This is a genomic window from Burkholderia lata, from assembly GCF_902499025.1.
In the GTDB taxonomy this organism is placed as follows: domain Bacteria; phylum Pseudomonadota; class Gammaproteobacteria; order Burkholderiales; family Burkholderiaceae; genus Burkholderia; species Burkholderia lata_C.
The window spans coordinates 70,230-81,075 of record NZ_CABVPW010000042.1; the positions used below are offsets into that span (position 1 = coordinate 70,230).

General features: G+C 67.2%; 11 protein-coding genes. 4 read left to right on the plus strand and 7 right to left on the minus strand.

Translation table 11 applies throughout. The features are described 5' to 3' along the window. Positions 1–67: 67 nt before the first annotated feature. Positions 68–1,414: a glutamine synthetase family protein gene (locus BDI24065_RS32845; RefSeq protein ID WP_175034704.1), complete on the plus strand. Its 1,347-nt coding sequence runs from the start codon at positions 68–70 to the stop codon at positions 1,412–1,414. 26 nt (positions 1,415–1,440) lie between these two features. Here BDI24065_RS32845 and BDI24065_RS32850 read toward each other — a convergent pair whose 3' ends face one another. Further along, positions 1,441–2,628 (minus strand): FAD-dependent oxidoreductase, encoded by a 1,188-nt coding sequence (locus tag BDI24065_RS32850; protein ID WP_175034705.1) that lies wholly within the window; start codon positions 2,626–2,628, stop codon positions 1,441–1,443. Positions 2,629–2,781: 153 nt separating this feature from the next. Here BDI24065_RS32850 and BDI24065_RS32855 point away from each other — a divergent pair, with 153 nt between their 5' ends. Beyond that, a complete protein-coding gene (locus tag BDI24065_RS32855) occupies positions 2,782–3,702 on the plus strand; it encodes a LysR family transcriptional regulator (RefSeq protein WP_175034717.1) in 921 nt (306 codons plus the stop codon). On the opposite strand, the gene BDI24065_RS32860 is transcribed toward BDI24065_RS32855, so the two are convergent. From BDI24065_RS32860 to BDI24065_RS32885, 6 genes are all read right to left on the minus strand, one after another. After that, on the minus strand, positions 3,697–4,236 hold the full coding sequence (locus BDI24065_RS32860; protein ID WP_175034706.1) for a GNAT family N-acetyltransferase: 540 nt from the start codon (positions 4,234–4,236) through the stop codon (positions 3,697–3,699). The genes BDI24065_RS32855 and BDI24065_RS32860 overlap by 6 nt on opposite strands. A gap of 50 nt (positions 4,237–4,286) precedes the next feature. Further along, a complete protein-coding gene (locus BDI24065_RS32865) occupies positions 4,287–4,865 on the minus strand; it encodes a hypothetical protein (protein WP_175034707.1) in 579 nt (192 codons plus the stop codon). Between the two features lie 93 nt (positions 4,866–4,958). After that, entirely contained in the window at positions 4,959–5,348 is a 390-nt protein-coding gene (locus tag BDI24065_RS32870; RefSeq protein WP_175034708.1) for a lysozyme inhibitor LprI family protein, read from the minus strand. A 54-nt stretch (positions 5,349–5,402) separates the two neighbouring features. Next, positions 5,403–6,167, minus strand: a complete 765-nt coding sequence (locus BDI24065_RS32875) for an N-acetylmuramoyl-L-alanine amidase family protein (RefSeq protein WP_175034709.1) — start codon at positions 6,165–6,167, stop codon at positions 5,403–5,405. Between the two features lie 124 nt (positions 6,168–6,291). After that, positions 6,292–7,911, minus strand: coding sequence for an FAD-dependent oxidoreductase (locus BDI24065_RS32880; protein ID WP_175034710.1), 1,620 nt, complete (start codon positions 7,909–7,911; stop codon positions 6,292–6,294). Beyond that, positions 7,911–9,425: a polyamine aminopropyltransferase gene (locus BDI24065_RS32885; RefSeq protein WP_175034711.1), complete on the minus strand. Its 1,515-nt coding sequence runs from the start codon at positions 9,423–9,425 to the stop codon at positions 7,911–7,913. Before BDI24065_RS32885 ends, BDI24065_RS32880 begins: the two co-directional genes overlap by 1 nt. A gap of 121 nt (positions 9,426–9,546) precedes the next feature. Here BDI24065_RS32885 and BDI24065_RS32890 point away from each other — a divergent pair, with 121 nt between their 5' ends. Then, positions 9,547–9,933 (plus strand): DUF350 domain-containing protein, encoded by a 387-nt coding sequence (locus tag BDI24065_RS32890; protein WP_175034712.1) that lies wholly within the window; start codon positions 9,547–9,549, stop codon positions 9,931–9,933. A gap of 27 nt (positions 9,934–9,960) precedes the next feature. Then, on the plus strand, positions 9,961–10,846 hold an 886-nt coding region (locus tag BDI24065_RS32895), incomplete at its 3' end, for an SPFH domain-containing protein (protein ID WP_175034713.1).

Below are 10,846 nucleotides of genomic sequence, written 5' to 3' on the forward strand. Positions count from 1 at the left end.
TGCATGCCGCATGAATCCGGTTCGCCGCGCTGCGGCACCGTCATACAAGACATGGAAAGGATGAGACATGGCTGACGTCGTTCCCGCGCTGGTCGATGAAGTCCGCGCATTCCGGCAGGCGCATCCCGAGATCCGTTATGTCGACCTGATCTGCCTCGACCTGCCCGGGCATTTCTACGGCAAGCGCTACCCGATCGACGCGCTCGAGAAGGTGGCGGCCGGTTCGCTGCTGAAGCTGCCGCAGAACTGCATCCTGCTCGGCACGCAGGGCGGGCTCTACAAGATCGGCGACTACTGTTTCAACGACGGCGACCCGGACGCCGTGCGCCGGCTGATCCCCGGCACGCTGAAGCCGGTGACCTGGGAGAAGCAGCCGCTCGGCCAGATGCTGATCACGACGGACGGCACCGACGCGCCGGTCGAGTTCGAGCCGCGCGAGGTGCTCGCGCGCGTGCTGAAGCGGCTCGCGCGGCGCGGCATCCGGCCGGTCGTCGCGTTCGAGCTCGAGTTCTACCTGTTCGCCGCGCAGCTCGAAGAGGGGATGCCGAAGTATCCGCGCGACCGCCTGTCCGATGATCGCGACGATCAGCCGAACATGCATATCGAGCGGCTGTCGCGCTTCTCCGACGTGCTGCACGAGATGGTCGACGTCGCGTGCGTGCAGGGAATCGACGCGACCGTGATTACCGCCGAGCTCGGGCCGGGCCAGTTCGAGATCAACTTCGGCCATTGCGACGACGGGCTGCGCGCGGCCGACTGGTCGGCGATGTTCTGCCGCAGCACGCGCGGCGTCGCGTTGCAGCACGGCTATCGCGCGAGCTTCATGGGCAAGCCGTACCTGCATGCGCCGGGCAGCGGGATGCACGTGCACGTGAGCCTCTACGACGAAGCGGGGCGCAACCTGCTCGCGGCGGACGGGCAGCGGCCGCTGCGGCACGCGGTGGCCGGATGCCTCGCACTGCTGCCGCATTGCATGCCCGTGTTCGCGCCGAATCACAACGCGTTCCGGCGTTATGGATCGATGGTGAACGCGGCGAGCCGCGCGAGCTGGGGCTTCGAGGATCGCGATGCGTGCATCCGGATTCCCGAGTCGGACGCGCGCAACCTGCGGATCGAGCACCGGCTCGCGAGTGCGGACGCGAACCCGTACCTCGTGCTCGCGGCGATTCTCACCGGGATGGAGCACGGGCTCGACGCGAAGCTCGAGCCGATCCCGCCGCTCAACGAGGATCGCGGCAGCGGGATCGATTTTCCGAAGGAGATGCTGTCGGCCGTCGCGGCGATGCAGGATCAGGCGGCCGTGCGCGAAGGGCTCGGCAGCGAGTTCGTGATGGTGTATTGCGAGAACAAGCGGCAGGAGGAACTGGATTTCCGCAATGAGATTGGCGCGCGGGAGTATCGGTGGTTCTTGTGATCGAATGCCATCGCTTGCGCGCGTTGTCAGTCCCGCGCCTGCATCATCGGCAGGCCCGCTCCCCATGCGCTCGCGAGCGCTTCGATTTCGGCGATCGGATCAGCCTGCTGCGCGGCTTCGTGCGTGTCGTTGCTGAACAGCCGGTGAGCGAACTCGCGTGCACGTAGCGTGATGGCCGTGGTTTTCCGGGTGCGTCGCAGCGTGAACGACGCGAGCGCTGCGTCGAGGTCGTTGCTCTTTCCATGCTCGTCGAGGCAGCGCGCGAGATGCCACGCGTCCTCGAGCGCCTGGCATGCGCCCTGTCCGGAGGTGGGGAGCGGCGCGTGCGCGGCATCGCCGATCAGCAGCACATTGCCGCGGTGCCAAACATCGACGGGATCGAGATCGTGCACGCGGATCTTCGCGATCGTGCCCGGCGGCGTCGCGCGCATCACGTCCGCGATGGGCGCGGGCCAGCCGTCGAAGAGCCGTTCCAGCAGCGGGCCGGGATCGTCCGGCGCCCCATCGTCGCCGCTGTTGTCATGATCGTCGATTGCGGCTTCCGCCCGGGCCGCTGCCCAGTACATGCGATGCCGGTCCACGGCGACGATACCGAATCGCTCCCGCTGGCCCCAGTAGTCGAATATCGACACGTCGTCGACGAGCGGCACATCGCTCTGCGCCACGCCGATCCAGTTGACGAACCCCTGGTAGACGGGCGTGGCGTCGCCGACCACATGGCGCCGCGCGACGGAGTTCATGCGGCCGTCCGCGCCGATCACGAGATCGGGCGCGATTGTCACGCCATTGTCGAAGCGTACGATCGCGCGGCCGTCGGTGCCGGTGTCGATGGCCGTCGCGCAGTGACCGAAACAGACTTCGATGTCGTGCGCGGCGACGTGCCGAGCCAGCACCGCCTGCAGGTCGCGCCGCAGGATCGAGCGCGTCGGGAAACCCATGCGTTGATCGAGTGCGCGGATATCGGCGAGCTTGAACGGGGTGCCGTCACGGTCCATGCACCGCATCGCGCGCAGGTGGCCGCTGACCTCGACGATGTCCGGCAGCAGGCCGAGTTGCTCGAGCACGAAGCCGGCATTCGGCCATAACACGACACCGGCGCCCATCGTCGTCTCGGACGGCCTGCGTTCGTAGAGCCGTATCCGGTGCCCTTGCCGGCCAAGCGCAAGCGCGGTGCTCATGCCGGCCACGCCGGCGCCGAGAATGGCGATATCCATGTTGATGCTCCCGTAGGTTCGTGCGCGTGCTCGCGTCGACGCGGGTTCGCGCGTCGGCGGCCGCGCCTTGACTGGATCCGCATCGTAAATTACGGTCACGAACGGGATAAGCCGTGAAAAACGGCGAGCTTTGATACCTGAAACGGGATAATGATGCGCAGCAAGCTGGATCTGAACGCGGTGCGCGTGTTCGTGGCGGTCGTCGACGAAGGCAGCTTTGCCGGTGCCGCGCGTGTGCTGTCGATACCCGGCTCGAACGTGAGCCGCCATGTGGCGCAACTGGAGTCGAGGCTCGGCGTGCGTCTGCTGGAGCGCAGCACGCGGCACCTGCGCATGACGGAGGCCGGGCGTCTGCTGCACGAGCGCGCGAAGCCGATGCTCGATGCGCTGACGCTCGCCGAGTTCGAACTGACCTCGCAGCAGACGGAACTGCGTGGCGTGCTGAAGCTTTGCGTACCCGGCGAAATCGGGCCGCGCATGCTCGGGCCGATCGTCGCGGAATTCGCGAGCCGCCATCCGCGTGTCGAAATCGATTGCGATACGAGCCTCGCAGGCGTCTCGACGTTGCGCGACGATATCGACCTGTCGATCATCGTCAATCGCGGCAAGCTGGACGACAGCGCATTCGTCGTCAGGCCGCTCGTGAGCTTGCCGAGCGTCGTCGTGGCCGCGCCGTCGCTGATCGAACGCACGGGCATGCCGACCCGGACGGAGCAACTCAGGCAGTTGCCGTGCATCACGACACTGAGCACGCTGAAAGGGCAGCCGTGGCAGTTCGCCGACGGCGACGGGCGGATTCACAAGATTCCGGTCGCGAGCCGGTATCGCGTCAATAGCGGCGAGATGGCCGGCCTGGCGGCGGTGAACGGGATCGGCTTCGCGATTCTCGTCGAACGCGGGTGCGCGGCCGAGCTGGCGGCCGGACGGCTGGTGCGCGTGCCGCTCGAGATGACGCCGGCGCCGCTCGAACTGCTGGCCGCCTATTCGAGCCGCAATTCCGTCAACGCGAAGATCCGCGAGTTGCTGCAGCTGATGCAGGCGCGTTTGGCGTCGTGGGTAGCGATGCCGTCATGACGACTGTTTCGGCAGCGCGCGCCAGTAGCGCACTTCGTCGATCGGCGCTCCGTCGATCTCGAACGTCTTGATGTCGTCTTCGGCGACGAACCCCTCGCGTTCATAGAACGCCCGTGCACGATGGTTTTTCACCAGCACCCACAGCGACACCCACTCGTGGCCCGAGTCATGCAGCGCACGGCATGCATGGTCGACGAGCGCCGCGCCGACGCCTTGCCCGCAATGCGTCGGATGCAGATAGATCGCTTCGATTTCGCCCCAGGTGCGATCCTTGTCGGTGTCGCGGGTCGGACCGTACGCGATCCAGCCGGTCGGCCCGCTTTCCGCGCACGCGAGCGCGACACGCGGCCGCCCTGCGTCGAGCGCATGGCGCCATGAAGCGGTGCGCTTTTCGACCGACAGGCCGGCGAGGAACGGGGCCGGCATGATGCCCGGGTAAGTGGCCTGCCACGATGCGACGTGGATGGCGGCGATGGCCGGGGCATCGGCGGTCGTGGCGGGGCGGATGTCGATTTTCATCGTGTTCGGTGTCATGTGTACGCCGCCTGATTGGTTGCCGTGTGCTGCGCTGTTGCGCGCGGAATTCAACTCGCCGGATCCAGGCTGCCTTCGATCGCAAAGTGGTAGCCGATATCCACCTGCGATGCATCGCCCGGTGCGTCGGCTTTCTTCAGCACGAATTCGAGCGTAGGCTCGAACCAGCCGTTGCGCGGCACTTCGCCACCGAGGATCTCGACGTCATACCAGCCGTTGTCGATTTCGATCACGGGCCTGCCCGGTTCGCGGTAACGCGGGAGCAGTGCGTTGACCGTTGTGTCGTTGAAGCGTTCGAGAATCCGCCACGTGTAGAGCATGACCGAACGATGTTCGACGCGCAGCACGTACCCGTCGCGCCGATGCTGCAGGCGGCTTCCCGTTTTCAGCAATTCGGGTGTGTCGTCGTCCAGCGTGAAGATGACCGTGTACGGATGGTTCTCGATGCCGGCCAGCGGAATGACGACGCCGTCCAGCACGGCGCGGTCGCCGCTGTCGCTCGTCGTGAACGCCGTCGCGACGTCGTCCGGCAGCCGGTGCTGTTCCTTGAAGCGCTGCAGCAGCAGGAGATCGCCGACGAGAAAATAGTCGACCAGATCGTTGAGGACTTCAGAGAATTCATGTCGCATCGCCGCTCCTTTCGCGGTGCCGAAGCGCGGGGATCGCAAGGGCATGAAGCGCCGCGTCGCGAAACGCTTCGCGGCGCGGCACGCGCGAAGCTCTTAGTCGCCGAGCTTCGACGTCACGCAACCGGTGCTGGTGCACTCGCGTTCGCGCTCGCGCAGGAACGACAGGCGCGACTGCGTCATGTCGGTCGCGCACTGGAGATCCACGAGGTAGCCGTTGTTGCGCGTCTCGCTGCACTGGGCATCGCGTTGCTTCAGCCACGCAAGCTGGCCGGCCTTCAGCGTCGCCTGCTGGTCGCTGCTCAGTTGCTTGCGCAGGCGGCCGTACTCGTCGTTGAGATCACGGTCGGTCTGCGAGAACTGCGTGCTGCTGCAGTACACCTGGTCGAACGCGCTGTGCGGCTTCGCGCAGCCGGCTGCGTGCGCGGTAAACGGAACGGCAAGCACGAGCAGGGCGCCGGTTGCGAGCAGATTCTTCATTTTCATGGTGATGCTCCTGACTGGGTGAAAACCGTTGGGCCCGATGGGCGTTATCGTGGTTTATTTCGGCACGGTGCACGCGTCGATACCGCCCGCGATCGCGGTGGACAGCTTCTGGATCGTCTCGCGTCGCGCCAGCCGTGCTTCCTCGTCCGGATTGACGATCACGCCGGCTTCGACGAGCACGGCCGGAATCGGCGCGGTGCGCAGCACGACGAGATCGTCGAAGCGGTGGATGCCGAGCTGCGGGTCGATCAGCGGGCGATTCTCGCCGCGGATCGGCTGCGCGTGATACAGCGACGGCCGCTCGCCGGCCGCGACCAGCTGCTCGGCGATCGCCTTCGCGCAGCGCAGGCTTTCCGCATAGTGCGGATTGCGTTCCGACACGAACACCGAGAAACCGCGGAATTCGCGCTGCCGGCCCGCATCGATGAACTGCTGCTGCATCGAGTCGTGATGGATCGACACGAACAGGTTCGCGTCGGGCGCCTGCGTCGAACGCTGGTCGAGTGCGATCTCGCGGCCGTCGGCCGAAGTGCGCAGCACGCGGTCGCCATGCGCGGTGAGTTTTTCTGCAACTGCCGCGGACAGGTCGAGGTTGTACAGGTATTCGACGCGGCCGCTCGCGCCCGTGGAGCCCGGGTGAGCCGGCGTATGGCCGGTGTCGACGACGATATAGCGCCCGGAGGCGGGCGCGGTGCCGGCAGGGGCGGCGGTGTCGGCCGCATGCAGCGCCAGCGGCGTGCCGAGCAGCGGGGCGCAGGCGAGCACGCGCACGGCGGCGCGCACGAACGGGCGAAGGCGTCGGATGGTTCGGTTCGTCATTGTTGTTGTCGAGGAGGGCATACGGCGCGTCGGACGGCGCGGTACCGTCGGCCTGCTCAATGCAGTCGGAATGTCGCGCGATTATAGCGGGTGGCGGCGGCGCCGCAATGACGGATGACGGCCGTCAGGCCAGCACGCGCCGGGCGGCAAGCATGCCCCAGTACGACGCTTCCTCGAACAGCGACAGCCCGGACAGATCGGCATGCGCGAACACGACGGGGCCGTCGGCATCGCGCAGCGCGAGCAACCCCGGCCGGCTCAGGAAACCGACGTCGGGCGTCGCCATCGCGTGGCCGCGCACGGTAATCTCGAGCGCCGTCGCGTGTTTCCACAGCGTGCGCCCGTAGACGGCTTGCAGATCGATCGCCGCCTGTTCGCGCAACGCGTCCGGTTTGGCCTGCGCGAGCCAGCGGCGCGTGTCGTCCGGTGCTTGCGTGCTCAACGCCTGGTACGCGGAGAACACCGAGCGCGTCGGCGGTGACATGCGGATCAGCTGGTGCGTCGACACGACATAACCGAGCCCCGCGCCGTCGTAGACGACGTTGTCCCACGCGAGCGGCACGCCCGCTTCTTCGGCCGGCATGCCGTCGAGCAGGAAGTTGGACACGAGCCACGGCGCACGCGGCGGCAGGTCGCGCGCGGGGTTGAAGCCATACGCGGCAAGCTGCGGAAATACGCGCGCGGCGACGAACAGCGGCATCGCGCTGACGACGCGCCGCGCCTTCAGCGTGAAGGTCGACAGCGCGCCGTCGTTGCCGATCCGCGCGCACAGCACGTCGACGCCGCCCGCGCGTTCGGTTGCACGTACCGCGAAGCCGTCGCGCGACCATGCGTTCGAGCCGGTGCGCGCGGTGATCGAATCGGTGAGCTTCGTCACCATCGTGTGCAGCCCGTCGGGCCAGGTCAGCACCGCGCCGTCGCTCGCATCGCCCGCGTGGCCGCCGCGCGACGAGAAATAGTGCAGGCCCGCCCATGCGGACACGTGCTCGTACCCGGCGCCATAGTCGTCCCGGCAACAGTAGTTCAGGTACCAGTGCAGCGCTTTCGCGGTGTAGCCCTCGTCGAGCAGCCACTGGCGGAACGAGCGCCGGTCCAGCGCACGCCAGCGCGGGTCGCGCGACGATTCGGCGATCGGGATACAGAACACCTTGCGGCCATCGGCGCCGCGTGCGGTGCGCAGCCCGTCCGTGTACGCGAAGAAGCGTGCCTGCTGCGCGAGTTCGTCGGCGCCGAGGCCGGCCGTCGGCACGATGCCGTCCTGCCATTGCCCGGCGATGAAGAGCCGTTCGTCGGGTGCATGGACGAGCACGCGCTCGTCGTACACCGGGCGCGCGGAGAACGGCGCCGATTCGATCACGCCGAGATCGGCGAGCATGTCGCGCAGATGCACGGATTCGAGCGACGGCAGCGGCAGGTAGTGCGCGCCTTTCGGATAGCCGAGATCGCCGAAGCGGCCGCCGGCCGCGTTGCCGCCGAATTCGGGGCCGGCGAGCACCGTGAAGCGCTTGTGTCCCGCGCGCGCGAGCTGCCATGCACACGACAGCCCGGCCGCACCCGCACCGAGGATCGCGACGTCGGTCTCGATCGTGCCGGAAGGCGGCGGCAGCGTCGCGTGGTCGCGCAGCGCATGGCCTTCGCGCATGCCGGGGTAGCCGACGCGAGGCGTCGTCTCGACCCAGCCGGTGCGCCCGCAGGCGGCAAGCGACGCGGCCGCCGACGCGACGAGGAACGTGCGGCGATCCATCAGCGCAGCACGTGTTTCCAGTCGTCGTCGAAACGGCGCACGAGCGGCTGGTCGTTGAGTTCGTTCGGCGACATCGGCAGCGCCGGCATGTCGGCCGGGAAGTGGAACATCTCGGCGGCCGTCTGCGCGTCGAGCCAGCGCGTGGGCACCGAGTAGTGCGTCGGCACCGTGAAGTCGCGGCGCTTGCCGGCAATCACGAACCCCCAGTCGCCGAACGACGGCACGTAGCAGTGGTACGGCCACGTGTTGAGCCCGGCCTCGTGCAGCGTCGCGATGATGGTCCAGTACGCGTGCGGCGCGAAGTACGGCGACGTCGACTGGATCACCGCGTAACCGTTCTCCGACAGGTGGCGCGCGAGCAGCCGGAACACGGGCACCGAATACAGCCGGCCGAGCCCGAAGTTGGTCGGGTCGGGGAAGTCGACGACGATCGCGTCGTACACGTCGGCGTTCGATTCGAGCCAGCGCACCGCGTCGTCGTTGATCACGTGCACGCGCGGGTCCTTCAGCGAGCCCTGGTTCAGCTTGACGAGCGGTGCGGAGGTCGAGAACAGCTTCGTCATCGCGGGATCGAGATCGACGAGCGTGATCTGTTCGAGGTTGCGGTGCTTCAGCAGCTCGCGCACCGCGAGGCCGTCGCCGCCGCCGAGCACGAGCACGCGTTTCGCCCACGGCAGCGCCTCGATCGTCGGGTGGATCAGCGCCTCGTGATAGCGATGCTCGTCGCGCGACGAGAACTGCAGGTTGCCGTTCAGGTACAGCCGCATGTCGTCGTGCCACTGCGTGAGCACGATGCGCTGGTACGGCGTCGTTTCCGAATAGATCGTCTCGTCGCCGTACACGCCGTGTTCGGCCCAGTGCGTGATGCGGTCGGACAGCGCGAAGCCGGCGACGAGCAGCCCGATGACGAGCGACGCGCGCATCAGCTTGCCGCGCACGTTGCGGATCTCGTCGCGGAACAGGTGCGTCGTCCACAGCGCGACGAAGGCGTTCAGGAGCCCGAACAGGAAGCTGGTGCGCAGCAGGCCGAGCCGCGGCGCGAGCACCAGCGGGAAGATCAGCGACACGGCAAGCGAGCCGAGATAGTCGAAGGTCAGCACTTCGCTGACGGTATGGCGGAACGCCTGGCGCCGCTGCTGGAACGCGCGCATCACGAGCGGGATCTCCATCCCGATCAGCATGCCGAGCGCCAGCACGAGCGCATAGAGCGCCGCGCGGAACGGCGCGGCGAGCCAGGCGAACACGGCGAACAGCAGCGCGGCCGACACGCCGCCGAGCAGGCCGACGAGCAGCTCGATATCGACGAAGCGGTCGAGCACGTCTTCGTCCTCGATGAACTTCGCGAGCCACGAGCCGATCCCCATCGCGAACAGGTAGCAGCCGATCACCGACGAGAACTGCAGGATCGAATCGCCGAGCAGGTAGCTGGACAGCGCGCTGCTGATCAGTTCATAGCCGAGCCCGCACGACGCGAGCACGAGAATCGACAGGACGAGCGCGCGCTTATGCAGCATGGTGCGTCCGTTGTGCAGCGGTCGGCAATGTGGATATACTGGCGCGGAATTTTGACTGCTGGCCCTGCGCGGGCCGGCCGGCGACGGGGCGGCGAACCGAGCACAAAATCCGAGGGAAAGAATGAATAGTGCCTATCTCTATGCGGTTCATTTACTGTCGGCGTTCGTGCTGCTTCTCGTGTTCGCGGCAGTGTACCTGAAGGTCACCCCGTTCGACGAACTGGCGCTGATCCGCGACGGCAACTCGGCCGCGACGCTGTCGTTCGGCGGCGCGCTGATCGGCTTCTGCCTGACGCTCGCATCCAGCATCGCGCACAATTCCACGCTCGGCGAAGTCGTGATCTGGGCCGTCGGCGCGATGGTCGTGCAACTGATCACCTATGCGGCGCTGACGCGCCTGATGCCCGGCATGAATCATGCGATCGAGGATCGCAACGTCGCGATGGGCGGCCTGATGGGCACCGCGTCGCTCGTCGTCGGCATCATCAATGCCGCCTGCCTGACCTGACGCGCCCCGCGTTTCGAGGAGACCGACATGAGTCTGGGATCGTTTATCCGCAAGCAGTTCGTCGACGTCCTGCAATGGACGGAAGACACCGATGGCGTGCTGGCCTGGCGCTATCCGATGGAAGACATGGAAATCCGGTACGGCGGCAAGCTGACCGTGCGCGAGACGCAGGTTGCGATCTTCGTGAACGAAGGCAAGGTCGCCGACATCTTCCAGCCGGGGCTGTACACGCTGGAAACGAACACGCTGCCGGTGCTCACGTACCTGAAGAACTGGGACAAACTCTTTCAGTCGCCTTTCAAGTCGGACGTCTATTTCTTCAGCACGCGGCTGCAACTCGGCCGCCGCTGGGGCACCGCGCAGCCGGTGACGATCCGCGACCGCGAATTCGGCTTCGTGCAGGTGCGCGCGTTCGGCATCTACTCGTACCGGATCGTCGATGCGGGCGCGTTCCATCGCGAGGTCAGCGGCACGCGCGCGCAGTACACGGTCGACGATCTCGAGCAGCAGCTGCGCAACCTGGTCGTCACCGCGATGAGCACGACGTTCGGCTCGTCCGACGTGCCGTTCGTCGACATGGCCGCGAACCAGTCGCTGCTGTCGCAGCGCATCGCCGAGGCGCTGGTGCCGGTGTTCACGCGCTACGGCCTCGCGCTCGACGCGTTCGCGGTCGAGAGCGTGTCGCTGCCGGCGGAACTGCAGAAGGCACTCGACCTGCGGATCGGCGCGGGGATGGCCGGCGATCTCGCCCGTGCGACGCAATACCAGACCGCGCAGGCGATCCCGCTCGCCGCGCAGAACCCGGGCGGCATCGCCGGGATCGGCGCGGGGCTCGCCGCGGGCGCGGCGATCGGGCAGGCGATGGCCGGCCAGATGGCGGGTGCCGCGCAACCGGCGCCGGCTGCACCGCCCG

Excerpts from the sequence above, each read along its gene's own strand:
- BDI24065_RS32855 (WP_175034717.1), top strand. The coding sequence starts at position 2,782 with ATGCGCAGCAAGCTGGATCTGAACGCGGTGCGCGTGTTCGTGGCGGTC.
- BDI24065_RS32860 (WP_175034706.1), bottom strand. The coding sequence starts at position 4,236 with ATGACACCGAACACGATGAAAATCGACATCCGCCCCGCCACGACCGCC.
- BDI24065_RS32845 (WP_175034704.1), top strand. The coding sequence starts at position 68 with ATGGCTGACGTCGTTCCCGCGCTGGTCGATGAAGTCCGCGCATTCCGG.
- BDI24065_RS32875 (WP_175034709.1), bottom strand. The coding sequence starts at position 6,167 with ATGACGAACCGAACCATCCGACGCCTTCGCCCGTTCGTGCGCGCCGCC.
- BDI24065_RS32885 (WP_175034711.1), bottom strand. The coding sequence starts at position 9,425 with ATGCTGCATAAGCGCGCGCTCGTCCTGTCGATTCTCGTGCTCGCGTCG.
- BDI24065_RS32850 (WP_175034705.1), bottom strand. The coding sequence starts at position 2,628 with ATGGATATCGCCATTCTCGGCGCCGGCGTGGCCGGCATGAGCACCGCG.
- BDI24065_RS32890 (WP_175034712.1), top strand. The coding sequence starts at position 9,547 with ATGAATAGTGCCTATCTCTATGCGGTTCATTTACTGTCGGCGTTCGTG.
- BDI24065_RS32880 (WP_175034710.1), bottom strand. The coding sequence starts at position 7,911 with ATGGATCGCCGCACGTTCCTCGTCGCGTCGGCGGCCGCGTCGCTTGCC.
- BDI24065_RS32870 (WP_175034708.1), bottom strand. The coding sequence starts at position 5,348 with ATGAAAATGAAGAATCTGCTCGCAACCGGCGCCCTGCTCGTGCTTGCC.
- BDI24065_RS32865 (WP_175034707.1), bottom strand. The coding sequence starts at position 4,865 with ATGCGACATGAATTCTCTGAAGTCCTCAACGATCTGGTCGACTATTTT.